The sequence below is a fragment of the Actinoallomurus rhizosphaericola genome (assembly GCF_024055675.1).
Taxonomy (GTDB): domain Bacteria; phylum Actinomycetota; class Actinomycetes; order Streptosporangiales; family Streptosporangiaceae; genus Actinoallomurus; species Actinoallomurus soli.
In genome coordinates, this window is the sequence record NZ_JAMXMW010000006.1 from 155665 (window position 1) to 180768 (window position 25104).

At 71.3% G+C, this 25104-nt stretch carries 31 protein-coding genes; 15 read left to right on the plus strand and 16 right to left on the minus strand.

Annotated features, from left to right (window positions below):
* Positions 1-53: 53 nt before the first annotated feature.
* Positions 54-1346 carry a GH1 family beta-glucosidase gene (locus tag NE234_RS16130; protein WP_252781100.1) on the plus strand — a complete coding sequence of 431 codons (1293 nt, stop codon included), beginning with the start codon at positions 54-56 and terminating at the stop codon, positions 1344-1346.
* On the opposite strand, the gene NE234_RS16135 is transcribed toward NE234_RS16130, so the two are convergent.
* The gene (locus tag NE234_RS16135; RefSeq protein WP_252781101.1) at positions 1347-2405 is read right to left on the minus strand and encodes a CapA family protein; all 1059 of its coding nucleotides are present in this window, start codon (positions 2403-2405) and stop codon (positions 1347-1349) included.
* 64 nt (positions 2406-2469) lie between these two features.
* Between NE234_RS16135 and NE234_RS16140 the strand changes: the two genes are divergently transcribed.
* The 7 genes from NE234_RS16140 to NE234_RS16170 all read left to right on the plus strand — a co-directional run bounded on the left by NE234_RS16140 (position 2470) and on the right by NE234_RS16170 (position 8419).
* Entirely contained in the window at positions 2470-3630 is a 1161-nt protein-coding gene (locus tag NE234_RS16140) for an aminotransferase class V-fold PLP-dependent enzyme (protein WP_308206895.1), read from the plus strand.
* Positions 3631-3733: 103 nt separating this feature from the next.
* Complete coding sequence (locus NE234_RS16145) at positions 3734-4183, plus strand: Fur family transcriptional regulator (protein WP_252781320.1); 450 nt, start codon at positions 3734-3736, stop codon at positions 4181-4183.
* 184 nt (positions 4184-4367) lie between these two features.
* The gene (locus tag NE234_RS16150) at positions 4368-5204 is read left to right on the plus strand and encodes an HAD family hydrolase (RefSeq protein WP_252781321.1); all 837 of its coding nucleotides are present in this window, start codon (positions 4368-4370) and stop codon (positions 5202-5204) included.
* Between the two features lie 203 nt (positions 5205-5407).
* On the plus strand, positions 5408-5869 hold the full coding sequence (locus NE234_RS16155; protein ID WP_252781102.1) for a hypothetical protein: 462 nt from the start codon (positions 5408-5410) through the stop codon (positions 5867-5869).
* A 178-nt stretch (positions 5870-6047) separates the two neighbouring features.
* Positions 6048-7289, plus strand: coding sequence for a lipase family protein (locus NE234_RS16160; protein ID WP_252781103.1), 1242 nt, complete (start codon positions 6048-6050; stop codon positions 7287-7289).
* A 93-nt stretch (positions 7290-7382) separates the two neighbouring features.
* Entirely contained in the window at positions 7383-7874 is a 492-nt protein-coding gene (locus NE234_RS16165) for a YjdF family protein (RefSeq protein WP_252781104.1), read from the plus strand.
* 32 nt (positions 7875-7906) lie between these two features.
* The gene (locus NE234_RS16170; RefSeq protein ID WP_252781105.1) at positions 7907-8419 is read left to right on the plus strand and encodes an O-acetyl-ADP-ribose deacetylase; all 513 of its coding nucleotides are present in this window, start codon (positions 7907-7909) and stop codon (positions 8417-8419) included.
* A gap of 9 nt (positions 8420-8428) precedes the next feature.
* Here NE234_RS16170 and NE234_RS16175 read toward each other — a convergent pair whose 3' ends face one another.
* Both NE234_RS16175 and NE234_RS16180 read right to left on the minus strand, forming a co-directional pair.
* Positions 8429-9493 carry an SPFH domain-containing protein gene (locus NE234_RS16175; protein ID WP_252781106.1) on the minus strand — a complete coding sequence of 355 codons (1065 nt, stop codon included), beginning with the start codon at positions 9491-9493 and terminating at the stop codon, positions 8429-8431.
* A complete protein-coding gene (locus tag NE234_RS16180; RefSeq protein ID WP_252781107.1) occupies positions 9475-9927 on the minus strand; it encodes an NfeD family protein in 453 nt (150 codons plus the stop codon). The genes NE234_RS16175 and NE234_RS16180 overlap by 19 nt, the downstream gene beginning before the upstream one ends.
* Before the next feature lie 202 nt (positions 9928-10129).
* Between NE234_RS16180 and NE234_RS16185 the strand changes: the two genes are divergently transcribed.
* The gene (locus NE234_RS16185) at positions 10130-11038 is read left to right on the plus strand and encodes a Rieske 2Fe-2S domain-containing protein (RefSeq protein WP_252781108.1); all 909 of its coding nucleotides are present in this window, start codon (positions 10130-10132) and stop codon (positions 11036-11038) included.
* 110 nt (positions 11039-11148) lie between these two features.
* Here NE234_RS16185 and NE234_RS16190 read toward each other — a convergent pair whose 3' ends face one another.
* Positions 11149-11397 carry a hypothetical protein gene (locus NE234_RS16190; RefSeq protein WP_252781109.1) on the minus strand — a complete coding sequence of 83 codons (249 nt, stop codon included), beginning with the start codon at positions 11395-11397 and terminating at the stop codon, positions 11149-11151.
* A 133-nt stretch (positions 11398-11530) separates the two neighbouring features.
* On the opposite strand from NE234_RS16190, the gene NE234_RS16195 reads away from it, so the two are divergent.
* Positions 11531-12061 carry a hypothetical protein gene (locus NE234_RS16195; RefSeq protein ID WP_252781110.1) on the plus strand — a complete coding sequence of 177 codons (531 nt, stop codon included), beginning with the start codon at positions 11531-11533 and terminating at the stop codon, positions 12059-12061.
* A 215-nt stretch (positions 12062-12276) separates the two neighbouring features.
* Here the strand turns inward: NE234_RS16195 and NE234_RS16200 are convergent, their stop codons facing one another.
* A complete protein-coding gene (locus NE234_RS16200) occupies positions 12277-13212 on the minus strand; it encodes a PrsW family intramembrane metalloprotease (protein ID WP_252781111.1) in 936 nt (311 codons plus the stop codon).
* A 194-nt stretch (positions 13213-13406) separates the two neighbouring features.
* On the minus strand, positions 13407-14204 hold the full coding sequence (locus tag NE234_RS16205) for an ABC transporter ATP-binding protein (protein ID WP_252781112.1): 798 nt from the start codon (positions 14202-14204) through the stop codon (positions 13407-13409).
* Positions 14205-14307: 103 nt separating this feature from the next.
* Here NE234_RS16205 and NE234_RS16210 point away from each other — a divergent pair, with 103 nt between their 5' ends.
* Positions 14308-15081 carry a hypothetical protein gene (locus NE234_RS16210; protein ID WP_252781113.1) on the plus strand — a complete coding sequence of 258 codons (774 nt, stop codon included), beginning with the start codon at positions 14308-14310 and terminating at the stop codon, positions 15079-15081.
* A gap of 79 nt (positions 15082-15160) precedes the next feature.
* Here NE234_RS16210 and NE234_RS45325 read toward each other — a convergent pair whose 3' ends face one another.
* The 7 genes from NE234_RS45325 to NE234_RS16245 all read right to left on the minus strand — a co-directional run bounded on the left by NE234_RS45325 (position 15161) and on the right by NE234_RS16245 (position 20023).
* Positions 15161-15946 (minus strand): RDD family protein, encoded by a 786-nt coding sequence (locus NE234_RS45325; protein WP_252781114.1) that lies wholly within the window; start codon positions 15944-15946, stop codon positions 15161-15163.
* A 72-nt stretch (positions 15947-16018) separates the two neighbouring features.
* Positions 16019-16345: a DUF2752 domain-containing protein gene (locus NE234_RS44340; protein ID WP_256512267.1), complete on the minus strand. Its 327-nt coding sequence runs from the start codon at positions 16343-16345 to the stop codon at positions 16019-16021.
* Between the two features lie 287 nt (positions 16346-16632).
* Complete coding sequence (locus NE234_RS16225; protein WP_252781116.1) at positions 16633-17382, minus strand: PP2C family protein-serine/threonine phosphatase; 750 nt, start codon at positions 17380-17382, stop codon at positions 16633-16635.
* A 115-nt stretch (positions 17383-17497) separates the two neighbouring features.
* On the minus strand, positions 17498-18124 hold the full coding sequence (locus tag NE234_RS16230; protein WP_308206896.1) for a response regulator transcription factor: 627 nt from the start codon (positions 18122-18124) through the stop codon (positions 17498-17500).
* Entirely contained in the window at positions 18121-19227 is a 1107-nt protein-coding gene (locus tag NE234_RS16235) for a GAF domain-containing sensor histidine kinase (protein ID WP_252781117.1), read from the minus strand. The genes NE234_RS16230 and NE234_RS16235 overlap by 4 nt, the downstream gene beginning before the upstream one ends.
* A gap of 116 nt (positions 19228-19343) precedes the next feature.
* Positions 19344-19661, minus strand: a complete 318-nt coding sequence (locus NE234_RS16240; protein ID WP_252781118.1) for a DUF4190 domain-containing protein — start codon at positions 19659-19661, stop codon at positions 19344-19346.
* An 11-nt stretch (positions 19662-19672) separates the two neighbouring features.
* Positions 19673-20023, minus strand: a complete 351-nt coding sequence (locus NE234_RS16245; RefSeq protein ID WP_252781119.1) for a DUF2752 domain-containing protein — start codon at positions 20021-20023, stop codon at positions 19673-19675.
* 148 nt (positions 20024-20171) lie between these two features.
* On the opposite strand from NE234_RS16245, the gene NE234_RS16250 reads away from it, so the two are divergent.
* From NE234_RS16250 to NE234_RS16260, 3 genes are read left to right on the plus strand one after another with little or no spacing between them, the layout of a single operon-like run.
* Positions 20172-20840 carry an SDR family NAD(P)-dependent oxidoreductase gene (locus NE234_RS16250; protein WP_252781120.1) on the plus strand — a complete coding sequence of 223 codons (669 nt, stop codon included), beginning with the start codon at positions 20172-20174 and terminating at the stop codon, positions 20838-20840.
* Positions 20837-22192, plus strand: coding sequence for an MFS transporter (locus NE234_RS16255; protein WP_252781121.1), 1356 nt, complete (start codon positions 20837-20839; stop codon positions 22190-22192). The genes NE234_RS16250 and NE234_RS16255 overlap by 4 nt, the downstream gene beginning before the upstream one ends.
* The gene (locus NE234_RS16260) at positions 22161-23171 is read left to right on the plus strand and encodes an S-adenosylmethionine:tRNA ribosyltransferase-isomerase (RefSeq protein ID WP_252781122.1); all 1011 of its coding nucleotides are present in this window, start codon (positions 22161-22163) and stop codon (positions 23169-23171) included. The genes NE234_RS16255 and NE234_RS16260 overlap by 32 nt, the downstream gene beginning before the upstream one ends.
* An 84-nt stretch (positions 23172-23255) precedes the next feature.
* Here NE234_RS16260 and NE234_RS16265 read toward each other — a convergent pair whose 3' ends face one another.
* The 3 genes from NE234_RS16265 to NE234_RS16270 form a co-directional block, all read right to left on the minus strand.
* A complete protein-coding gene (locus NE234_RS16265) occupies positions 23256-23633 on the minus strand; it encodes a hypothetical protein (RefSeq protein WP_252781123.1) in 378 nt (125 codons plus the stop codon).
* A gap of 465 nt (positions 23634-24098) precedes the next feature.
* Entirely contained in the window at positions 24099-24221 is a 123-nt protein-coding gene (locus NE234_RS44345) for a hypothetical protein (RefSeq protein ID WP_256528850.1), read from the minus strand.
* On the minus strand, positions 24218-24451 hold the full coding sequence (locus NE234_RS16270; protein ID WP_252781124.1) for a hypothetical protein: 234 nt from the start codon (positions 24449-24451) through the stop codon (positions 24218-24220). The genes NE234_RS44345 and NE234_RS16270 overlap by 4 nt, the downstream gene beginning before the upstream one ends.
* Positions 24452-24612: 161 nt before the next feature.
* On the opposite strand from NE234_RS16270, the gene NE234_RS16275 reads away from it, so the two are divergent.
* Positions 24613-24894 carry a winged helix-turn-helix domain-containing protein gene (locus NE234_RS16275; protein ID WP_252781125.1) on the plus strand — a complete coding sequence of 94 codons (282 nt, stop codon included), beginning with the start codon at positions 24613-24615 and terminating at the stop codon, positions 24892-24894.
* Positions 24895-25104 lie beyond the last annotated feature (210 nt).

Here is a 25104-nt window from a genome sequence, read left to right on the forward strand (position 1 = left end):
GGATACCGGCGCGTAATATCCGAGGTCCATTCACGTTTGCGTGGAGGTGGGCCGTGTTCCCCCCTGACTTCCACTGGGGCGTCGCGACCTCGGCGTACCAGATCGAGGGCGCGACGGAGGAGGACGGCCGGGGCCCGTCCACGTGGGACACCTTCTGCCGGGAGCCCGGCCGCGTACGGGACGGGCACACCGCCGACGTCGCCTGCGACCACTACCACCGCTGGGCCGAGGACCTCGACCTGATCGCCGGCCTGGGCGCCCGCGCGTACCGCTTCTCCGTCGCGTGGCCCCGCGTCCAGCCCACCGGCGGCGGGCCGGTCAACCCCAAGGGCCTGGACTTCTACGACCGCCTCGTCGACGGCCTCGCCGAACGCGGGGTCGCGGCCGTGCCCACGCTGTACCACTGGGACCTGCCGCAGCCCCTGGAGGACGCCGGCGGCTGGATGAACCGCGACACGGCCCACCGGTTCGCCGAGTACGCCGCGATCGTCGCCGACCGGCTCGCCGACCGCGTCGACCTGTGGATCACGCTGAACGAGCCGATGGTCGTGATGGCGTACGGCTACGCGTTCGGGATCTACGCTCCGGGCCGGACGCTCATGCTCGGCGCGCTGCCCACCGCGCACCACCAGCTCCTCGGACACGGGCTCGCCACCGCCGCCCTGCGGGCCGCCGGCGCGCGGCGGGTCGGGATCGCCAACCACTACACCCCGGCCTGGCCCGCCGGTGACACCGCCGAGGACGCCACGGCCGCCGCCGCGTTCGACGACCTGCTGAACTGGCAGTTCACCGACCCGATCCTGCGTGGCCATTACCCGGCCCTCGGCCTGGACCTGTCCCATGTCCGGGACGGCGACCTCGAGCTGATCCGCGCGCCGATCGACGTCCTCGGCGTGAACTACTACCACCCGACCGGGGTCGCCGCCCCGACCGACGACTCCCTGCCCTTCGCGATGCGCGACCTGACCGGGTACCCGACGACGGGGATGGGCTGGCCGGTCGTCCCGGACGGGCTGCACCGGCTCCTCGTCGACCTGCGGGACCGGTACGGCGCCGCGCTGCCGCCGGTGTACATCACCGAGAGCGGGTGCTCCTACGACGAGTCGCTCGACGACTCCGCCCGCATCGGCTTCCTCACCGCGCACGTCGGGGCGGTGCAGGCGGCGATGAACGACGGCGTCGACGTGCGCGGGTACTACGTCTGGTCGCTGCTCGACAACTTCGAGTGGGCCGAGGGATTCCACCCGCGCTTCGGGCTCGTCCACGTCGACTACGCCACCCAGCGGCGCACGCCGCGCGCGTCGTACGCGTGGTACCGCGACCTCATCGCGGCGGCCTCGTCCTGATCAGGGCGCGGCGGCGAGGCCGGTGCAGCGGCGCAGCCGCTCCCACTTGGCGTGCGCCCGGGTCGCCGCGGTGCCGTTGAGGAGCCGCGGCACCCCCTTGGTGATGTAGACCGGCTTCCACTCGGCCCCCAGCACCTTCCGCTTGCGCAGGGTCACCTCGAGGATGCCGGAGTCGGGGTCGTTGCGGCCCGGGGCGGTGAAGAAGTAGTTGCCGAGACCGTAGTCGACGTACCGGCCCTTCATGTACCCGCCGCCGAGGGGGATGTGGGCGTGGCCGCCGACGATCACGTCCGCGCCGGCCCGGACGAGCGCGCGGGCCAGCGTCTTCTGGCGGGGCAGCGGGCAGGGGTTCTTCTCCTGCCCCCAGTGCAGGTAGACGATGACGGTGTCGGCGTGGCGCCGCGCCGCGCGCACCTCCGCGACGAGGCGCGGAACGTTCTTGGCCGAGGCCAGGCCGCCCTTCTTGGCGGTCGCCGTCCAGGCGGTGATCAGGTTGTCGTCCAGGACCTGCGTCGCCCCGAGGATGGCGAGGCGGTTCCCCTTCACCGTCACGTAGTACGGCCGGAAGGCCTGGGCGATGTTCGCGCCGATGCCGACGGTGGGGAAGCCCGACCTCTTGATGGCGGCGAGCGAGTCGCGCAGGCCGACCGTGCCGTAGTCCATGGCGTGGTTGTTGGCCATGGTCACGACGTCGATCCCGGCGGCCCGCAGTGCGCCGAACGCGCTCGGCGGCGCCCGGAACGTGAACTGCTTCGGCGCCTTCGTCCCGCGTGTGGTGACGGCCGTCTCCAGGTTGACCATCGCCAGGTCGGCGCGCTTCAGCTCGGGGATGGTCGGGCCGAGGGCGGTGGCGGGATCGGCCAGGCGCGCGGCGAGCCGCCCGTTGAAGTGGACGTCCCCGGCGAACGCCACCGTGATCGGCCCGTTCTCGGCGCCGTCCGGTGCCCGGCCGGATGGCGCGGTGGCGCGCGGCGGGTGCTTCGTCGCACCGCCTCCGCCGCAGGCCGCCGCCGCTGCCACGACACCGGCCAGCGCGGCCATCAGCACCGTCCGCCGCATCACACCCACCATCTCCGGGAAAGATCCCCAGGATGGCATGTTCTGCGCATTACGGATAATTGGAGTGATCTTGCTCGACATCGCGGCCCTCCGCGCCGAGACCCCCGGTTGCCGGGAGGTCGTGCACCTCAACGCCGCCGGATCGGCGCTGCCCCCGCAGGTCGTCCTCGACGTGATGCGCGAGCACCTCGACCTCGAGGCGCGCGTCGGCGGGTACGAGGCGGCCGACGCCGTCGAGGAACGACTCTCCGGAACGTACGACTCCCTCGCCCGCCTCATCGGCGCGCACCCCGACGAGATCGCCTGCACGGAGAACGCCACACGCGCCTGGGACATGGCCTTCTACGGCATCCCGTTCCGTCCCGGGGACCGCGTCCTCACCACCGCCAGTGAGTACTCCAGCAACGCGATCGCCTTCCTCCACGCCGCCCGCCGGAAGGGCGTGAAGATCGAGGTCATCCCCGACGACGAGTACGGCCAGATCTCCCTCGACGCCCTCGAGGCCGCGCTCGACGACGACGTACGGCTCGTGGCGATCAACCACGTCCCCACCCACGACGGCCTCATCAACCCGGTCGCCGAGGTCGGCCGCCTCGCCCGCGCCGCCGGCGCCCTGTACCTCCTCGACGCCTGCCAGTCCGTGGGCCAGCTCGTCGTCGACGTCGAGGAGATCGGCTGCGACCTGCTGTCGGCCACGGGCCGCAAGTTCCTGCGCGGCCCCCGCGGCACCGGATTCCTCTACGTACGGCGGTCGGCGCTCGACCTCCTCGAACCGCCGTTCCTCGACCTGCGGGCCGCGGACTGGACGGGACCGGAGTCGTACGAGCTGCGCGGCGACGCCCGCCGGTTCGAGTCGTGGGAACGCTCCGTCGCCGGGCACCTCGGCCTGGGCGCCGCCGCGGACCACGCCCTGGAGATCGGCCTCGCCGCCATCGAGGAGCGCGTCCTGGAACTCGGCGCGCTGCTGCGCACGGCCCTCGCCGAGCTCCCGGCCGTCACCGTACGGGACCGGGGCCTGCACCGCTCGGGCATCGTGACGTTCACGCACCGGGACCGGTCGGCCGCCGAGATCACGGCGTCGCTCGCCGAACAGCGGATCCACGTGCGGGTCTCCGAGCAGACGTACCGCTACGACGAGGGCGCCCGGCCCGAACCTCGCGTGCGCGCGTCCGTGCACTACTACACCACCGAGGACGAGATCCGCCGGCTCATCACCGCCCTGTGAAACGTTATTCCAGGTAGATCTATATTTCGGGATCCACCATCCAGGCAAACCTGCGTCTATCATTGTCCTGAATGCATCAAGCCAGGGAGATGGCGTGGGCGACGTGAAGGACCGGGGGCACCTCCACGACCCGGCGGCCGAGCTGCGCGCGGCCGGGTTCCGCGTGACCGCCGCACGGATCGCGATCCTCGACACCGTGCGCTCCGGCGACCACCTCGACGTCGAGACGGTGACCGGCCGGGTGCGCGAGCGGCTCGGCCAGGTGTCCGTGCAGGCGGTCTACGAAGCCCTGCACGCCTTCACCGGCGCCGGCCTCGTACGGCGGATCGAGCCGGCCGGCAGCCCGGCGCGGTTCGAGGGACGGGTCGGCGACAACCACCACCATCTCGTCTGCCGCGACTGCGGCCGGGTCACGGACGTCGACTGCGCCGTCGGCGAGGCGCCGTGCCTCGAGCCCGCCCGCGACGCCGGCTACCTGGTCGACGAGGCCGACGTCACCTTCTGGGGCTACTGCCCCGACTGCCGCCCGAAGCCAGAGCAGGCCCTCACCTGACCGGGGATCCCGGTCTCCCGAAGACGCCCCTTCCCCCCATTTTCCGAGGGTGCGGCCCCTCCCCCCGGGGCCGCCCCTCGGAAGACCAATGGCCTGCGCCGAGAGTTTTCGTCACATGAGCCCGCGGGATTCTCGGCAGTGAATCGACTTGATTAACCGGCCTGCTGCAGAGATCGCAGCCATCATGGCGTGGAGCGGCTGGATCGGTGAGTGCGTGAGAGTTGCGGTCGAGCCTTTTCACTATGCGCCGGCTTCGCGGTTGTGCAGGACCCCTTCGGCACCGTATCTCCGGCAGAGCTGTCCGCACGACGAGAAGGAGCAGGTTGTGAGGGGAAACCGTGACGGGTGGAAGGTCGTTTCCGACCCGTCGGCATGGGTCGGCATAGTCTTCGTCGACATTGACGGCACCCTCGTACCGGCCCCCGGCTCCGCTGTCCACGTAGCCCGATATCTGGGCACGGAGGAGGAGATGATTAAGGCCGAGGCGGCCTACGCGGCCGGTCAATTGACCAACCCCGAGATCGCGGCGGTGGACGCCCTCGCATGGGCGGACCGCACCGAACGGGAGATCGACGACTGGCTGACTCAACTGCCGCTCGTCGACGGAATCGCGGAGACGGTCCAGTGGTGCCGTGCTCATCGTCTGCTGCCGGTACTGGCCACCCTGGCCTGGCAGCCGATCGGGAAGCATCTCGGGAAGAGGTTCGGGTTCGCCGCCTACTGCGGACCTGAGCTGGAAATCCGCAACGGGTCCTTCACCGGCCGAGTGCGGGCCACCCTCGATGAGTTCGGCAAACGTGACTTCGCGCTGCGCTACGCGGAGAATCTCGGCTTTGGCCCGTCCCAGTGCGCCGCCATCGGCGACAGCCGGTCGGACCTGCCGCTGTTCGACGAAGTCGGCCTCAGTGTCGCCTTCAACGCGGACCAGCAGGCGCGTGACAGGGCCTCGACGACGGTGGACGGCGGGGACCTATGGGCCGTGACACCGCTTCTGGCGGATTGGCATCAGCGCATTCGTTGAAGCGCCCAGCCGGGTACGGCGCATGTCGTCACCCGAAGACGCCCCTTCCCCCCATTTCCGAGGGGAGCGGCCCCTCCCCCGGGGCGGCCCCTCGGAAGACCAAAGGCCTGTGCCGAGAGTTTCGGTCGTGTGAGCCACCAGGATCCTCGGCCGAAGCGATCCCGCGTCTGGTCAGGTGGGAGCCGTGGATGCATGATCAGTGCGTGGAGACTCCGGTGGTCACCTGGCGGATGGGACCGGCCCTACGGATCTTCGTGGCGCTGGTCATGCTGTTCTTCCTCCTGATGGGACTCGGAGGGGCCGCAGATCTGATCGAGTCTCGGAGTGCGGCGTTCTTCCTCCCGCTCCTGTGGTCGCTCGGCATCGACGTCTACTTCTGGTGGCTCTTCTTCCGGCCGTTGATCAGGCTCACGCCGACCGAGCTCGTGCTTCGCAACAAGTACCGGACCGAGCGCGTCGATCTCCGGACCGTCCAGGCCGTCGTGCCGAGTTCTGCGGGACTGGTCATCATGGTGGACGGCCGGGCGGCTCACACCGGCTGGGCGGTGCAGAAGTCGACCCTCGCGTTCTTGCTGCACCGAGAGGGTCGCGCCGATCGGATCGCTGAACAGATCCAGCAGGCGGCCCGGGGGGTCGGTGCTCCCGCCCCGCCCGTGCTCGAGTGACGTGGGCTTCGGCGAAGTTGTGAAGCCAGCGCGTGCGAGTAAGTGATCGTTTATCACATTGGTCGCAAATCGCGGGCCGCCGTTTGACGGTGCTCGCCTATCGTCCCGGCGGCGTACGGGAGATAGTCCAGGCTTCCGCACCGATGAGGTCCGGTGCCCGCCTCCGCTGGAGTGACCGATGACCACGGCCGTCCCCCGCCTTCGGCTCGCCGCCAGAACCGTCCGTGCGCTGCCGATCGCCGCCGCCGCGCTGACCCTCGCGGCCGGCGCCGCGTACGCCGCCGATCGGCCACCGGCCGGTTCGGTGCCGCCCGACCAGGACCCCTTCTACAGCGCACCGGCCGACATCGGCTCCTACCGGCCGGGCCAGGTCGTCGACGACCGGACGATCACCCCCAAGGTGGGCGGCCTGGGCACGACGACCGACGCCTGGCAGATCTCCTACCGGACGAACGACTCGCACGGTCAGCCCGAGCTGGCGGTCACCACGCTGCTCGTCCCGAAGAAGGCGTGGACGGGCGGCGGTCCGCGTCCCGTGGTCTCGGTGCAGGCGGCCGAGGACTCCACCGGGACGCAGTGCGCGCCGTCGTACGGAGTCTCCTCGGGCCAGGGGTACGCGGCCTCGTCCGCGATCTACCCGGCCGCCGTGCTGGCCAAGGGCTGGGCCGTGGCGATGCCCGACTTCGAGGGCCCGAAGTCGGTGTTCATGGGTGGCCCGCAGGCCGGGCACGCCGTGCTCGACGGCATCCGGGCCGTACGGAACCTCGGCGCGGGCGGCGTCGGCACGACCAACCCCTGGGCCCTGAACGGCTACTCCGGCGGCGCGCAGGCGACCGGCTGGGCCGCCGAGCTGCAGCCCTCGTACGCTCCGGACGTCAGGCTCGTCGGGGCGGCCATGGGCGGCACTCCCGCCGACCCGGCCGCGGTGGCGCGGTCGCTGGACGGCGGGGTCTTCTCCGGGTTCGAGGCCGCGGCCACCGTCAGCCTCGCCGCGGAGTACCCCGAGGCCGGCATCGACGACCTGACCAACGCCCAGGGCAAGGTGGCGCTGCAGCAGGCGCGCGGCAAGTGCCTGACCGACCTGCTCACCGGCTTCGCGTTCAAGAGGCTCGCGGACTACACCACCGTGCCCGACCCGCTCTCGGTCCCCTCCGTGGCGGCGATGCTCCAGAAGAACACCATGGGCGCGGCGGCGCCGACCACGCCGATCTACGACTACCACGCGAACACCGACGAGATCGTTCCCGTCGGCCAGGACGACGCCCTGACGCGCACCTGGTGCGCCAAGGGTGCCACCGTGCAGGTCGTCCGCGACCTCATCGGGGAGCACGCGGTCGAGATGGTCGTCCGCCAGAACGACGTGCTGTCCTTCCTCACCGACCGCTTCGCGGGCAGGACGCCGGGCGACACGTGCCCGTAGAATGCGGACCGCACACGAAAACGCGGCCCGGTAGGTAGCCCGGGCGCCGTCGACTCCGACGGTCTGTATCCGCCCTTCCCAGGGATGTCCGGTGTGCCGGAATCCGGCCTCGTCAGGCCGGTGCTCGGCATGGACACTGGAGGGACGATGAGCGCCGTGGCGCTGACCGTGTGCTTCGAAGACCCGTTCTGGGTCGGCATCCTGGAGATCACCGAGGGCGGCGAGACGCGGGCCACCCGGATCGTCTTCGGCGGCGAGCCCACCGACGCGGAGCTCCACGAGTTCCTGCTGCGGCACGGCTCGGCGCTCCTGGCGAAGGCCGCCGCCAACCCGCCCGTACCGGCGGACGCCCGTCCGTCCCGGCCCCGGGTCAACCCCAAGCGCGCCGCCAAACTGGCGGCGCGCGAGGCCGCCCGCGCCGCCGAGGGACGACGCGGCACCGCCTCCCAGGAGGCCGTACGCCTCGAATACGAGCAGCGGAAGGCGCAGGGGGCCGCCGACGCCCGGGCGCGGAAGGCCGACCGTGCCGAACGGCGCCGGGCGGCCGCCCTCGCGAAGAAGAAGGCCCGCCACCGCGGCCACTGACTCCAGCAGGTCGTTCGCTGTAGGAAGGGACGATGACGTCGATCAGGTTGGTGCAGGGCGATATCACCGAGCAGGAGGTCGACGCGGTCGTCAACGCCGCGAACTCCTCGCTTCTCGGCGGAGGCGGCGTGGACGGCGCCATCCACCGGCGGGGCGGCCCGGAGATCGTGGCCGAGTGCCGGCAGCTGCGCGCGTCCCGGTACGGGAAGGGGCTGCCGACCGGGCAGGCGGTGGCGACGACCGCCGGACGGCTGCCCGCGCGCTGGGTGATCCACACGGTCGGCCCCGTGTACTCCCGGTCCGAGGACCGGTCCGAGCTGCTCGCCTCCTGTTACCGGGAGTCGCTGCGGGTCGCCGACGAGCTGGGCGCCGCGACGGTCGCCTTCCCCGCCGTGTCCGCCGGCATCTACGGCTGGCCGCTGGACGACGCCGCGCGCATCGCGGTCGGCACCGTACGAGCGACGCCGAGCCGGGTGGACGAGGTGCGGTTCGTGCTGTTCAGCACGGACGTCCACGAGGCGTTCGCGCGGGCGCTGGCGGGCTGAGCGGCCTCGTCACTCGGTGGCGGCCTCCACCCGGCCCGGAGCGAGCTCGAAGGGCGGCGTGTGGTCCGGCAGGGCGGCCTGCTCCTCCGGGCCGCCGACGGCCCCCGGCCGTGGTTCCGGCACGTGCGCGGCGGGTTCCTCCCGTCGTGCCGCCGTACGGCCGTTCTCGCCCTCGGCGGTGCCCACCTGCTCGGCCTGCCCGCCGAACGCCGCGCTGACCGCCCGCAGTGCGGAGGTGAGCTCGCCGGGGATGACCCAGAACGTGTTCCCCTCTCCGGCGGCGAGCTTCGGCAGCGTCTGGAGGTACTGGTAGGCGAGCAGCTTGGGATCCGGGTCGTTCTGGTGGATCGAGGTGAAGACCTGCTCGATGGCCTTCGCCTCGCCCTCGGCCTTGAGGATCGCGGCCTGCCGGGCGCCCTCCGCCTGCAGGATCGCGCCCTGCTTCTCCCCTTCGGCCGTCAGGATGCGGGACTGCCGCACGCCTTCGGCCTGCAGGATCGTGGCGCGCTTCTCCCGCTCGGCCCGCATCTGCTTCTCCATCGCGTCCTTGATGGACTGCGGCGGCTCGATCGCCTTGATCTCCACGCGGGTCACCCGGATGCCCCACTTGCCGGACGCGTCGTCCAGCACGCCGCGCAGCGCGGTGTTGATCCGGTCGCGGGAGGACAGGGTCGCCTCCAGGTCGAGCGTGCCGATCACGTTGCGCAGCTGGGTGGCGGTGAGCTGCTCGATCGCCTTGATGTAGTCGACGATCTCGTAGTCCGCCGCCCGCGGATCGGTGACCTGGAAGAACAGCACGGTGTCGATGTGCACGACCACGTTGTCCTCGGTGATGACCGGCTGCCCCTGGAACGCCACGACCTGCTCCCGCAGGTCGATCAGCGGCTTGACCCGGTCGACGAACGGGACGATGAAGTTCAGGCCCGGCTGGAGGGTCTTGCGGTAGCGGCCGAAGCGTTCGACGTTCCGGGCGCGGGCCTGGGGCACGATCCACACGGTCCGCACCACCACGGTCGCCACCAGGAGCAGCGCGATGATCAGTGCGACGATGCCTGCTATGGCGAGATCGGCCATGGGTCCTCCCGGGGATGCACGAGGGCGGTGACGCCTTCGATGGCGAGGACGTCCACGGCCGCCCCCTCAGGAATGACGACTCCGGGGTCGTACGGGCGCGCGCTCCATTCCTCGCCGCCGATGCGCACCCGGCCCGAGTAGCGGGAGACCTCGGTGAGGGCCAGCGCCTCACGTCCCACGAGCGCCGCGGTGCCGCTCCGCAGGAGCGGCGGCTGCCGGACGTGCCGGAGGGCGATCGGCCGTACGGCGGCCAGCCCGGCGGCGGAGGTCGCCCCGAACACGATCACCTGGAGCGGCAGGGGCAGCCCGACCGACGCGGTCACGGCGGCGACGAGCGCTCCGACCGCCATCAGCCCGAGCGCGAACGTCAGCGTGGTCACCTCGGCGATTCCGAGAACTGCGGCCACGACCAGCCAGACGACCCACGCCGGCATCGGGAACTCCTTCGGTGACGCACGGCCCTGAGTCCACGGTAACTCCGTACGCGCCGGTTGCCGCCGTCCGAAGAGGCGATACTTCCGGCGCGAAGGGCGGGTCCGATGTGCCGGGGGAAATCGAGACGGGTAGGACCCCCGGTGATGGGGACGTAGGACGGCAGACTAATGTCCGAAAAGCGAAGCCATCCGAGGAGGTGCGGTGAACCGCCAACGGGTGAGCAGGATCTCCCGGTCGCTGGTGCGGCCCCGTCCCTTGAAGGTCGCCGAGGATCTCGAACACGCCGATACCCTCGACGGATCCGCGCGATTGATGACCAAGGTCGTACGGCGGCTGCTGCCCCCGGGCCCCGTCAAGGATCTACTGCACGGAGTTCCCCTGGGCCATCCGGCCCATCCACCGCTGACCGATGTCCCGATCGGCTGTTTCGTCTCGACCGCCGTACTCGATCTGCTGCCCGGCACCGAGCGGGCGTCCCAGGCGCTCGTGGCGACCGGGCTGGTGGCCTCGGTGCCGACCGTGCTCACGGGCGTGGCCGACTGGTCGGCTCTGCACAGTGAACAGCAGCGCGTCGGCCTGGTCCACGCGCTGAGCAACGCGGCGGGCAGCACGCTGTACACCGCCTCGCTCCTCGCCCGCAGAAGCGGTTTCACCGGTGCCGGCAAGGTGTTGTCCTACGCGGGCCTGACCGCCCTGCTCGCCGGGGCGTACCTCGGCGGGCATTTGGCGTTCCGGCAGGCGGCCGGGCCGAGCCACGCCGAATCGATCACACATCTCGGTCCGCTGGGCTGGCACGACCTGTGCTCCATCGACGAGCTGCCCGACGGATGGCCGGTCCACCGGAACCTCGGCTACATCAGCCTGTTCGTGCTCCGGGAGGGCGATGACGTCCACGTCCTCGCCGACCGGTGCTCCCACCTGGACGGTCCCCTGCACCAGGGTCGCGTGACCGAGGTCAACGAGGAGACCTGCATCATCTGCCCGTGGCACGGCAGTACGTTCCGGGTCAGCGACGGCACGGTCGTGCACGGCCCCGCCACCGGCCGGCAGCCGGCGTTCGAGACGCGAATGGGCGACAACGGCATGATCCAGGTGCGCCCGGCCCGATAGACCCCAGAAAGGACCGTTCCACTCCCGCCCGCCGTACGGCGCCTTCCCCCGCCCCGCCCGAAGGCCCGTCACGGCGGTCCGGCGGAGCCGGCGGCTCCTCGGAGAGGGGACTACTCCTCGTCGGCCTCGGCCCGTGGCTCTCCACGGTCGTTCACCGGATACTCCACCAGCGCGAGGATGCGGCTCGCCATGAACCGGGCGGTCCGTACGGGAGTGCCGTTCCGCGTGACCTCGACGACCTCGACCACGCCCCGGCGCGTGACGACCTCGACGCGCCGCCCGGCGCGTGTCGCCACCACCTCATAGGTGCGGGTCGCCCCTCCGGCATCGATGACGACCTCAACCCGGTCACCCTTCACGCCCCACCCCTTTCGAACACCTATTCGATTAGTACCCCTCTCGCAAACTTCCCAACCGGGTCGACACAGAGATGTCGCCGAATTACTTCGATTACGATGCGTGCTCACTCGAACACTCTTACGCTCATGCATCGTGACGCTTCATGCTTTCGTCGACGAATCCGTTCGCAGCAGGTACATCCTTTGCGCAGCGGTCGTTCCGACCGCGAACCTCAACGAGATACGTCGACTGGCACGCGAGCTCTGCATGCCGGGCCAACGGCGCTGGCATTTCAAATCCGAGTCCGACCGCCGACGACGGCTCATCCTGGACGCCCTCGTTCGCCGCTCGGATGTCCGAGTCGCCCTCTACATGGGCAAGGGAAAGAGACCCCGGGTTCGCGCCGAGTGCCTCGTGACCCTGGTGACCGACCTGATAGACCAGGGCGGGTCGCAGTTGGTGATCGAAAGTCAGGACGGCCAGGATCGTCTGGATCGCCAATGTCTGCTCGAGACTCTCCACAAGGCCGGCGCCAATCTCAGGTACCGCCATGTGAGGCCGCACGAGGAGCCGGGGTTGTGGCTTCCCGACGCGTTCGCCTGGGCTTACGGGACCGGCGGGGAATGGCGTCGCCGAATCGCGCCGAGTATCGACCGGATACGCGACCTGGGAGACCTTCGTTGAGAAACGCGAAACCCGGCTGCTGACCGTCCGAACAGGAGCCGGGCTCACTTCCTCGGGCTAATGCTCAAGGCTGGTCTTACAGCGCGAAACCCGACCCATCACCGTCCGGAGAAGAGTCGGGCTCACTTCCTCAGGCTCAGCGCCAGAGGCTGGGACCATTGTGCAACACGGGCTCTGTGTAATCAAGCGAATACGGACGTCGTACGGCTCCTGGCTCAGCGGGGGACGTACGTGGTGGGGATGCGCCAGCCCGGGGGTGGGGTGTACGGGCGGCGGGTCGAGCGCCACAGGCCCATCAGCCAGGCGACGCCGATCACGGAGATGACGGCGAGGCCCGCCCAGGACAGGACCGTGAACAGGTGCACCTGCTCCTCGGTGGGCTTCGGCATCCAGCCCAGCTCGATGAGGCGGTACTGCGCGGGCGTCCCGGTGAGCAGCAGGGTGATGACCAGGGCGATCGAGTGCATCGAGTCCCACAGGGCGTGCAGGAGCGAGACGCCGACGTAGGCGAGGAGCAGCCGGTAGGTGATCAGGAAGTGGTGCCGGGTGCTGGCCCGGAACAGCACCCCGCCGAGGATCGCCGTCCACAGGCCGTGACCCACGGGGGCCAGCAGGCCCCGGAGGAACTCCGTCTGCACCACCTGCATCAGCGACAGGCCGTTCTCGGTGAACAGCGCGGTGAAGGCGTAGCCGGCCGACTCGAAGGCGGCGAAGCCGAACCCGACGGCCGCGCCGAGGATCATCCCGTCGCGCACCGTCTTGGAGGCCAGGTGCCGGGTGAGGAACGCCAGCGCGCCCAGCTTGACGGCCTCCTCGATCAGGCCGACGCCGACGAACAGCCAGGGTGACGGGTGCAGCAGGTACGTCTCCAGCAGCGAGGCGGCCAGCACGCCGAGAACGCCGCCCGTGAGGAAGGTGCTGAACACCAGCGTCGGCGTCAGCTCACCCGTGTCACGGCGTTCGAACGCCCAGACGACGAACGTCACCGGCACCAGGAAACTCCCGAGCAGCACCAGGGTCGGGATCAGGTTGGGGTTCTGGGTGAGCAGGATGACGAGAACGGTCAGCACCCACAGCACCAGTCCGGTGACGAAGACGCGCAACCACGGCCGCCCGGCCCGTCGCGGAGCCTGAAAGGTGGGTGTGGCCATCGCCCGCTCCTGTCGCGTCGACCCGTCTCGGAGCCCATGCGCCGATCGGTCGGCGTCTACCCGGGTCGAAGCACCGAAAACGCCGCCGGCCCACGATCGTACGCAGGCCGGCGGCGCGTTCCCGGGACCGGCGGGGTGGTGACGGGCCGGTCCCGGATCACCGTCTCAGGGGCAGGGAGCCGGGATGGACCGTCTCAGGGGCGGGGGGCGACGGCGTGGGCGTGCCAGCGGCCGTCCTGGCGCTCGATCTTCAGGGGCAGGCCGAAGCACTCCGACAGCAGGTCCTCGGTGAAGACCTCGTCGACCTTCCCCGTCGCGACGACCGAGCCGCGGCGCAGCAGCAGGGCGTGCGTGAATCCCTCGGGCACCTCCTCCACGTGGTGGGTGACGAGGGCCATCGTGGGCGCGAGGCGGTCGGTGGCCAGGGCCGTGAGGCGGGCCACCAGGTCCTCACGGCCGCCGAGGTCGAGGCCGGCGGCCGGTTCGTCCAGGAGCAGCAGCTCGGGGTCGGGCATGAGCGCGCGGGCGATCGAGACCCGCTTGCGCTCGCCCTCGGACAGGGTGGAGAACCGGCGGCGGATCAGGTGCGCGCAGCCCAGCGCGTCGAGGAGCTCGACCGCACGGGTGACGTCCGTGGAGTCGTACTCCTCCTTCCACCGGCCGATGATGGCGTACGACGCCGTCAGGACGATGTCGATGACCTTCTCGTCGCCCGGGATCTTGTCGGAGATCGCCGCGCTGGCCAGGCCGATGCGGGGGCGCAGCTCGAAGACGTCGGTCTTGCCGAGCGTCTCGCCCAGCAGCTCGACCTCGCCCTCGGTGGGGAACAGCATGGCGGCCGCGACCTGCAGCAACGTCGTCTTGCCGGCGCCGTTGGGGCCGACGATGACCCATCGCTCGTCTTCCTGGACCGTCCAGTCGACGTCGCGCAGGAGCGACGCGCCTTCGCGTCGGACCTCGACGCCCTTGAGTTGGAGTACCTCGCCGGCCATCGCATCCTTCCCCTAGAGCGCGCAGCGGCCGGCGGGGTGCCGCCGGCGCTGTCCAAGTCTCGGAATGAACCTACGGCATTATGAAACGCTTATGGTGGTCGGCATGCGCCTCACTCACCCATCCACCGGGCTTGTCGCCTGGGGCAACGCCTGGCTGACCGGCCATGTGGGGCTCGACGAGGCCGCCGATGCCGTCGAGCGCCAGGGCGGCCCGCACGTCGTCGTCGGAGTCCCCGGCGAGAGCGGCGAGCTTCCGCTGCGGCGGGGTCTCGGCGCCCTCCGGGTCGCGGGGCTCACCGCGCTGCGCCTCGCGCTGCCCGCCCCGGGCGATCCGCTCGGGCTGACCGGCCCGCCCGATTTCAACACGGCGGCCATCGACGCCGGCGAGGCCGTCCTCGCCACGGTGGGCGGGCGACCGCTCGGCCTGATCCCGGCGGAGGACCGCCGGGGTTCGTCGTACGTCGGCACCCGCTGGGAGGTCCACGAGGTCCGCTACGGCACTCCGGACACTCCGTCGTTGTCGGAGGCCGACCATCAGCTGACGCTGGCGGTCCGGGACGCCACCGAGGCGCTCCTCACCGTGGACGGCGGGCAGGAGTGGCGGCCGGAGGTCGCCGAGGCACTGGGCGCGCTGCGCGAGTCGCACCGGCACGAGCAGGTCGGCGGCCTCGCCCCCGGGTACCCGGCGCGCGCGCACCGCGTGGCCGCGCTCGCGAGCCGGCTGGCCGTCGTGGTCGATCTGGCACGTTCCACGGAGAGCGTGGGCCTGTCCGCCGCCCACGTCCAGCGCCGCTCCGAGGCGCTCCGCACGCTCGACCACGCGGTGCGCCGGGCCCGGGTGGCCGCCTGCAACAGCGTTCTCGACCCCGTCCGCTGACCCCGGCACCCGCCTCTCCCGTACGCGAAACGCCCCGGTGACCGCTGCTCGCGGTCACCAGGGCGCTGTGCCGAAGACGTCAGGCCTGAACGACGATGGTCGAGCACACCTTGTCGGCGAACGTCTGGCTCTTGTCGTCCCAGAGCGGCCAGAGGTAGCCGATGTAGCAGGCGGCGCCGTCCAGGAAGTGGGCGAGACGGCGCACGAACGCCATGCCGAACCCGATCGGCTGCCCGGTGGTCTCGCCGATGAGCTTGATCCCGAGGGCCTTCTTGCCGGGCGTCTGACCGGTGGTCCCCTCCTGGTGGCACAGCCACAGGCCGGCGCCGAAGCCGACGAGCAGCGCGAGGAGGATGAGGATGGCGCCGCCGCTCCCGCCGATCGCTCCGCCGATGGCGTAGAGCAGGCCGTACGGCACACCGATGATCAGCCCGTCGACGAGCGTGGCGCCGACCCGCGAGATCCAGCTGGCGTACTGGCCCTGGTTGTACCCGGTGCCGTAACCCTGCTGGCCGTACCCCTGACCGTACGCCGCGGGCTGCTGGCCGTACCCCTGGCCGTAGTCCTGCTGGCCGTATCCGGGCTGCTGACCGTACCCCTGCTGCTGGCCGTAGTCCTGCCCGTACCCGGGCTGCTGGCCATAGCCCGGCTGCTGCTGGCCATATCCGGGCTGCTGACCGTAACCCGGCTGCTGCTGGCCATAGCCCGGCTGCTGACCGTAACCCGGCTGCTGCTGCCCATAGCCCGGCTGCTGCTGACCGTACCCGGGCTGCTGGCCATAGCCCGGCTGCTGACCGTATCCCGGCTGCTGACCGTACCCGGGCTGCTGCTGACCCTGGCCGTACGGGTCGTAGGGGGTGCTCACGCTCTTACTCCTTCATCGAATGACGCCCGTCTGCCAAGCCGGGCTCGCTGTCGCCGTGACGAGATATGGAATTCACCACTGCAGGAGCCCGAACCGGGCAAGCTGCCATAGCCAGGACAGGACAACCACGACGCCGAGCAGCGCGGTTCGGGCGCGCGGCTCGATCGCCCACCACCGGCGCCCGATCCCCAGGGGCGCCACGGCCAGCCCGAGCGCTCCCGCGAGAGCGAAGGGGTTCGCGAGGATGGCTCTGACCGGGTGGGCGGCTCCCAGCTCCATGAAGACGGTGGTACCGCCGCAAAGAGGGCAGGGAACTCCGGTGAATCGCCGAAGCGGACACAGTATGCCGGGATCGTGGGCACGGTGCACGAGCGCCGCGAGTACGGCCGCGACGGCCATGCTCCCCGTGCGGATCGCCACACCCCGTACCCCGTCCCCTGCGGCGGCGGTGAAGGAGGCGAGTAGCCGCGCCGGCGCGGTCGGCGCACCAGGGGTGACCCTCGTCCCCCGTGCGACGTCCAAACTCCGCCCTCCAACCCCGTGCCGTTGTACGCCTGTGCGACCTATATCGCAGCAAGGCGGGCAACGGTCAAGTCAGAATGCGGCACAGAGCTCAGAACGTGATCGCACGGAGACCTTCCCGGGCGAGCCTCACGCCCGGGAGAACCTCTGCCCGGGTACGGACCTCAGCCCCGGGCGGCGCCCACGACGACCGGAGGGGTCGCCTCCGCGCCCTCCGCGATGACGTCCACCACGATCACGGTGATGTTGTCCGGTCCGCCGGCCTGGTTGGCCAGGTCGATGAGCGTGCCGACGACCGCTTCGGGCTCCGGCCGGCTCGTCAGGACCTGGTGCAGCGTCTCGGCGCCGACCGGGCCGCTCAGGCCGTCGGAGCAGAGCAGATAGCGGTCGCCCGGCAGGGCCTCGCGCAGGGACATGTCCGGCTTGCGGTCCGGCTTGCCGTCGAGGACCCGGACGAGGCGGTTCGCCAGGTGGGGCGCCGCGCCGTCCTCGCCGGTGAGCATCTTCTCCAGCGTGTGGTCCTCGGTGATCTGGTAGAGGATGCTGTCCCGCAGCATGTACGCGCGGGAGTCCCCGATGTGCGCGAGGGCGAGCTGGGTGCCGGACCACAGCATGGCCGTGCAGGTCGTGCCCATGGACTGCAGCACGGGCTCCTGCTCGACTCGCTGTGCGATCGCCTGGTTGGCGGCCAGCACGGCACGTTCGAGAGTCTCCACGAGCGCGGGCTGCGGGACCTCGGCGTCGGTCGGCGCGAGGGTCTGGACGGCGAGAGAGCTTGCGATCTCCCCGCCGACGTGACCCCCCATTCCGTCGGCGACAGCGAGCAGCCATGGGCCCGCATACGCCGAGTCTTCGTTGTTCTCGCGGGTACGGCCGACGTCCGACCCCGCGGCGTAGCGAATGGCGACTCTCATGTGAATTCCGATGACGTCCTCGGCGATGCGGTTCACTCAGCCGACTACTGAGGTTCATCAAGATATTCGACCGGCGCGCCTTACGCCTCCCGGATCTCACGCGAATGCTCGCGAGTCACCGATCGGCGAGGCCGTGACGGACGGCGTACAGGGCCGCCTGGGTGCGATCCTGCAGCCCTAGCTTAAGCAGGATGTTCGAAACGTGCGTCTTGACGGTCTTCTCCGAAACAACGAGCGCCCGGGCGATCTCCCGGTTGGAGCGGCCCCGGGCGATCTGGACGAGGACCTCGCGTTCACGCTCGGTGAGCGCGCCGGCGCTCGGGTCCGCCCGCTCGGGGGCCAGCATCGCCTCGGTCGCCTCCGGCGCGAAGAGCATGTGCCCGTCGTGGACGGCGCGGATCGCCTGCACCAGGGCGTGCGGGTCGACGTCCTTGTAGAGGTACCCGGAGGCGCCGGCGCGTACGGTCGGCAGGACGTGCTCCCGCTCGCCGACGCTGGTGAGCACGATGACGCGGGACTCGATGCCGCGCGCCCGGAGCTCGCGCAGCGCGGTCGTCCCGTCGACGCCGGGCATCTTCAGGTCGAGGAGGACGACGTCGGGCCGCAGCGCCTCCGCGCGCGCGACCGCCTCGGCCCCGTCGGCCGCCTCGCCGACGACCTCGATGTCCTCCTGGACGCCGAGGAACGTGCGCAGGCCCTGGCGCACGACCGGATGGTCGTCGGCGATCAGCACGCGGATCACGCGGGCACCTCCAGGCGTACGACCGTGCCGGCGGGGGACGAGTCGACGGTCAGGCGCCCGCCGATCGACTCGGCGCGTTCGCGCATGGACGCCAGCCCGAGACCGTCGCGCGCCCCGGCCCCGGTGTCGAAGCCGGTCCCGTCGTCGCGGACCTCCAGCACTCCGGCCGTGAGCCGCACCGTCACCTCCGAAGGGTCACCGTGGCGTAGGGCGTTGTAGAGGGCCTCCTGGGCGACGCGGTACGCCACCTCCTCGGCCTCGGGCGGCAGCGCGACGTCCTCGCCCTCGAAGCGCACGCGCGGCCGGCGGCCGCGTCCCGAGCCCCAGGCGCGGTCCAGGACCCGCACGTGCTTGCGCAGCGACGCCGCCAGGCCGTCGCCCTCCAGCTCGGCGGGGCGCAGCTCGAAGATGACCTCCCGCAGCTCCGCCAGGGCCTCCTTGGCGAGCGTCTGGACCCGTTCGAGCTCGGCACGCGGGTCCGCCGCCGACAGGGCCGCAGCGGCGGTCAGGCGAAGGGAGAAGAGCTTCTGCGCCACCGCGTCGTGCAACTCGCGCGCCAGCCGGGCGCGCTCCTCGATCACCGTGAGCTCGCGGTTGCGCTCGTACAGCCGCGCGTTGGTCATCGCGATCGCGGCGTGCGCCGCGAAGAGGGTGAGCAGCTCCTCGTCGGCGGCGGTGAAACCACCCGGTGTGCGCCGGTTGGCGAGGAAGATGATGCCGAGCGTCTCGGTCCCGTCCTTGATCGGGACACCGAGGAAGTCCTTGAGTACCGGGTGCGCGGCCGGCCAGCCCTCGAACGCCGGGGCCCTGCGCACGTCCGGCAGCCGCTGCGCGCGGTCGTCGCGGAGCATCAGCGCGAGCAGCCCGTGCTGCCGGGGCAGCGGCCCGATCCGCTCCCACTGCTCGTCCGAGACGCCCTCGACGACGAACTCGGCGAACGACCCCTCGTCATCGGGCACGCCGAGCGCGGCGTAGCGGGCGTCGAGGAGCTGGGCCGCGGCGCGGACGATCACCTGCAGGACCTCGTGCACGGACAGGTGCCGCGTGACCGCGAGCACCGCCGTGCTGACGGCGTGCAGCGTGGCGTCCCGATCGGTGTCCACGGCTCAGACCGTACCGCCGCGAAAAGCTCGCGGGATCCCGCCGTAACGCCGCAGGACCGCGGTCGTGCCGCCGCGGGGTTCCCGCCCGGGCCGGGCGGGAACCGCACGGAAGGACGTCAGGTGCCGGTCTGCATCCGGACGATCGTGCCGAGGATTCCGAGGACCAGTGAGACGATGCCGCCGATCCAGGCGACCTTCGCGATCGTGTCGGGGCGTCCCTGCGCGCGGAACTGATTCTGAGCGACGAAACCGAGCACGATCGCCGCGATAGGGCAGCAGAACCAGCAGACGATGCCGACGATCGACAGCACCTGAGGAGTGCTCGACTGCGGCTGCGCCGGCTGTCCATAGCCGCCGCCGTAACCGGGCGGCGGAGGTGGCGCGGACGGCGGGCCGTCGCCGTAGCCGGGCGGCCCCTGAGGCGGGTATCCCACGGTTCCTCCAGTCAGATGATGCCGAAGCGGGCGAGCTGCCAGACCTCGGAAACGATCAGAGGTGCGACGATAACGACGATCGGGATGATCTGTCGCGTCCTGCGGGACGATCGTTGCCAGAGCGTGCCCAACCGGGAACGTCGCGCGATCGGAACGACCACGAACCCGGCGCATACCGCGACCGCCAACGGCGATGCGGCCAAGGCGCCGAGGAGATCGGCATGACCGAGATGGACCGCCGCCGTCGTGAACCCGCACAGCGGACAGGGGACGCCGGTGTACTGACGCAGGATGCACAGGGTCGGCGGGCGCGGGATGCGCAGCGCGGCCAGGCCGACGACGACCGCGACGAGCAGCGCCACCCGCGCGGGCACTCCCCACGGCCGCCCGATCGCCATCCGCCCCTGTCTCACAGGTCAAGTGTGCCCGAAGGACCTACGACCATCCGCCGGGTCGACCCAGGTCCCTCGGCCGATGTCGGTCACGCACCGCCTGCCTAGTGTCGAGGACATGAAGGCACTGATCACCGGGGCGTCCCGCGGGCTCGGCCTGGCGCTGGCCCGCGCGCTCGCCCAGGACGGCTGGACCCTGATCCTCGACGCCCGGGGAGCGGCCGGCCTGGAGAAGGCCGCCGCCGACCTGGCCGCCGCGGGAGCGGACGTGACCGCGATCCCCGGCGACGTCGCCGACCCGGCCCACCGGGACGCGCTCGTACGGGCGTCGGACGGGCTCGACCTGCTCGTCAACAACGCGAGCACACTCGGCGCGACGCCGCTGCCCCACCTGGCCGACCATCCGTTGCTCGACCTGGAGCGCGCGTTCGCGATCAACGTGCTCGCGCCGCTCGCGCTCGTCCAGGGCGTGCTGCCCGCCCTCCGCGCGCGCCGTGGCGCGATCGTCAACGTCACCTCCGACGCCGCGCGGGAGGCGTACGAGGGCTGGGGCGGGTACGGCGCGACGAAGGCCGCCCTCGACCAGCTGTCCGGCGTCCTGGCCGTGGAGGAGCCCGAGATCGCCGTGTGGTGGGTCGACCCCGGCGAGATGCGCACCCGGATGCTCGCCGACGCGGGAGAGGACGCCGACGCCGCACCCCTCCCCGAGGACGTCGCCGTCCCCGCGCTGCGCAGGCTGATCACCGAACGCCCCGCGAGCGGCCGGTACGCGGTGGGCGACCTGTGAGCGCGCCGGCCGGGACGACGGAGGCGGCCGCGGGGGCGCCGCGTCCCGGGCTGCTGACCGGCCCGTACCGCACGCCCACGATCGGCATCCTGGTCGTCGTCACGCTGCTGGCGTTCGAGCAGATGGCCGTCGGCACGACCATGCCGGTGGCGGCGCGCGAGCTCGGCGGCCTGTCGATGTACGCGTGGGGCTTCAGCGCGGTGTTCATCAGCGGGCTCGTCGGCAACGTGCTGGCGGGCGGCTGGGCGGACGCCCGCGGCCCCGCCCTGCCGCTGCTCACCGGCCTGGCGATCTTCGTGGCCGGGCTGGTCGTCGTGGGGACCGCCCCGGCGATGGCGTGGTTCGTGGCGGGCCGCGCGGTCCAGGGCCTCGGCTCCGGCCTGGCGAGCGTCCCGCTGTACGTGATCGTGGCGGCCGTGTACCCGGAGACGTCCCGGCCGAGGGTGTTCGCCGCGATGTCGGCCGCCTGGGTCGTGCCGTCGCTGGTCGGACCGTCCGTCGGCGGGTTCGTCGCCCAGCACCTCGGCTGGCGCTGGGTCTTCCTCGGCCTGGTCCCCCTGGTCGTGCCCGCCGCGGCCATGCTGGCTCCCGCGCTGCGCGGCTCGCGGACGCGCGGCGCGCTCCCCCGCGGCCGTACGCTCGCCGCCGTCGCGCTCGCGGTCGGCGCCGCGCTCGTGCTGTGGGGCATCGACCACCGGTCGCCGCTCGGGCTGCCCGGCCTGGCGGGCCTCGCGTACGGACTGCGGGTGCTGCTGCCGCGCGGAACGCTCCGCCTCGGCCGGGGGCTGCCAACCGCCATCGCCATGCGCGGCCTGCTCATGGGCGCGATGTCCGGCACCGAGGCGTTCATCCCGCTCGCGCTGATCACCCGGCACGGCTTCAGTCCCACGGCCGCCGGCATCGTGCTCACCGCCGGCGCCCTGGGCTGGAGCGGCGGCTCGTGGTTCCAGGGCCGGTTCACGGGCGGCTCGCGGGCACGGTTCGCGGTGCGCGGCGCCGCCCTCCTGACCACCGGGGTCGCCGGGATCGCCGTGGCCCTGTACACCTCCGGCTGGGCCGCCGTCCCCGCCTGGATCGTCGCCGGGCTCGGGATGGGCATGGCCTTCCCGACCCTCAGCGTCACCGTGCTCGCCCTCTCCGCGCCGTCCGAACAGGGCGCCAACTCCTCGGCGCTGCAGATCTCCGACACCCTCGGCTCGTCTCTCGGCGTCGGCGTGGCCGGCGCACTGGTCAACGCCGCGGGCCTGGGCGCCGGGCTCGCCTGGACCCTCGCCATCGTCATCGTCGCGGCCGCGGCCGCGCATCGTGTGGAGGCCCCCCATGCTCGACTTCGCCCTTCCCCCCGCCCTTGAGGCCCACGAACCCCCGCCGCGCCGCGACGGCGTCCGCCTGCTCGCGGCCACGCGGAACGGCGTCACGCACCACGCGTTCACCGACCTGCCGGACCTGCTCCGGCCCGGCGACCTGCTCGTCGTGAACACCTCGGCCACCCTGCCCGCCGCCGTACGCCTCGACCGCCTGTCCGTCCACCTCTCCGGTCCCGTCCCGTCGGAGCCGGACTGCTGGCTCGTCGAGCTGCGGCGGCGGACCGGGCGGGCGTCCGAGCCGTACACGGGAGGGTGCCCGGGCGAGTGGTTCCCGCTGCCCGGCGGCGCGACGCTGACCCTCGTCGACCGGTACACGCCCCGCCTCTGGCGGGCGCGTCTCGACACCGACGTCGAGCCGTACCTGCGACGCCACGGCGTGCCGATCCGGTACGGCTACGTCGCCCGCGACCAGCCGGCGGCGGCGTACCAGACCGTTTTCGCGGAGGCGGTGGCCCGGGAGGACGGCTCCGGCAGCGCCGAGATGCCGAGCGCGGGGCGTCCCTTCACCGCCGACCTGGTGACCCGGCTCGTCGCGCGCGGCGTGCTGATCGCGCCGCTGACCCTGCACACCGGGGTCGCGTCGCCGGAGAAGGACGAGTCGCCCTACCCGGAGCGCTACGAGGTCCCGACCGCGACGGCGGCGCTCGTCAACCATGTGAGGTGGGAGGGCGGCCGGGTGATCGCCGTGGGGACGACCGTCGTACGTGCGCTGGAGAGCGCCGTGACGGACTCGGGATTCGTCCGGGCCGCCGCCGGCTGGACCTCCCATGTCGTCACCCCGGAGGAGGGCGTACGGGCGGTGGACGGGCTGCTCACCGGCCTGCACGAACCGCGCTCCTCACACCTGCGGATGCTGACCGCGATCGCCGGCGAGGACCTGCTCGAACGCGTCTACACCGAGGCCCTGGCACACGGTTACCGCTGGCACGAGTTCGGCGACACGAACCTTCTTATTCCCCACTGACGGCGCACACGTCGGCCCCTGGCCGGTCGGTCGTGCCGCTCACGGCCGGGGTGGGCCGTACGTGGGCCACCCCTCCCCATCGGATCACTCCAACTGTTTCCAGCCCTGGCGTTCGCCGCCGACCTGCAAGGCGAGGCACAGACCGACGAGTACCGCGAACGTGAACACGAGGTCCCGCATGGAGTAGCCGACGATGGTCCACTCAAAGCCGAGATCTGCCGCACAGAGCAGCACGTACCCGTAAAAACCCCACTTCTTCCACCGACACAGCGCGAGGAGACACACGACACCAATAACGTCGAACGCTAGCGCCGCGAGATATACCCACCCGCTATGAAGCAAGGTCTTCCCGGCCCACAGGAGCATCATCACGACGTCATAGGCCACCCCGACGATGCTGAAAGTTAGCAACGCCCCCAGATACACCACGAGGAATCCATGGGGAGGTTTCCGCTGATTCACGCGCAGAATGGTCCCACGGCGTGCCATGCGCTCCGGTGGGGTCTGTAGGGGAAGACCGACACGGACGGGTCTCAAGCGGGATAGGCGACGCGACGAAGAGCGCGCTAGCGGGACGTCTCAACGCTCGCCCTGGCGCTTCCGCCCCCAGGTCAGGGCCTCCAGGCGCGCCGCGCGTGTACTGAGTTTCCCATTGGGCCGCTAACGGCCGGTCAGACGCGAATTCTTGCGCCCCGTTCCCCTGCCACTTCCCGGACCTGCTCCGCGTCCGGGGAGTAAAGCCACTCATCGGCCGTTGCGGCGTCGTACGCGTCAATCACGGCCGGCCGGCCCGAATTCGTGATGCGCATCCGATGGCCGCAGGAACCTTGCCGTCAGTGGCGACCGGACAGAACGGCTCAGATGAGACCGAGCCTGGTGCACCGCGACGGCAAGGTGGCCTCAGCGACGGTGAAGCGGCGGGGCGCGTCACCACAGGGCGCGGTGCCGTCCGCGGTACACCGGACGGCGGCGGCCGATCGTGAGCGCCGCTAGCACCGTGCCCAGCGCCGTGATGTCGGTGGCGATCGCCGCAGCACTGAGCACGATCATTCGCCGGCCCCCTTCACGTCCCCTTCCGAGAGCCGGCCGCGCGCCGCCCACACGCGGTCCTGCCGCACCGTCTCGCGGACGCACGCGGCCTCCGTCGGGCCGTACGCGTCGCAGTCCAGCGCCCCCGCGTCCTCCGGCCGGACCAGTCGCGCATGCCAATAGGTCCCGTCTTCGCTCCGTTCGGGTCGCGTCCACCGCGGGGACACAGTGGCCGTACGCTCGTTGCCCATCGGATCGGCCTCCTAGCCAGGTTGATCCGTAGCCCCGCCCGGCCGGTCCCACGGTTGAGCGGGGCGTTCTGTTTCTGGACCTCCAAGCTTAGGCAACCTACGCACGTTACGCAGCCTAGGCGAGCTAAGAAGCATACGCATGCTGGGCATAAGTTCGGATCATGGTCGAGCTGGACGGCGACGCCCCGCTACGCACGCAACTCGCGGATTTGATAGCGGCGCGCATCGCGGACGGGACTTACCCGCCCAAGACGGCCATTCCATCCGGGGCCGAACTCGCGGCAGAGTGCGACGTATCCCCACGAACAGCAACGGAAGCGGTGAAGATCCTCAAGGCGCGCGGCCTGGTCCGAGGCGTCCCCGGGAAAGCCGTGATCGTTAAGGCTGACGCTCTGGAAACCCTCGCGGCGGAAACCGGCGACGCCCCACGCGCCGCGAACTGACACAGGACCTGGCCCCATAGATCAACGCATGCGTGGTCCCGCACTCCGGGAGCACGCGTACGCTCATGCAGCCGCCTGCCGCAGCGGACGTGTCCGGAAACGATGTGACCTGCGGAAACGCGAGGTGGGCGGGAGCGGTCCGGACGGCGACGTCTCGCCGAACCCTCGGTGTCCGGATCGTGGACCGGTCAGCGGCGCACGATGACCGCC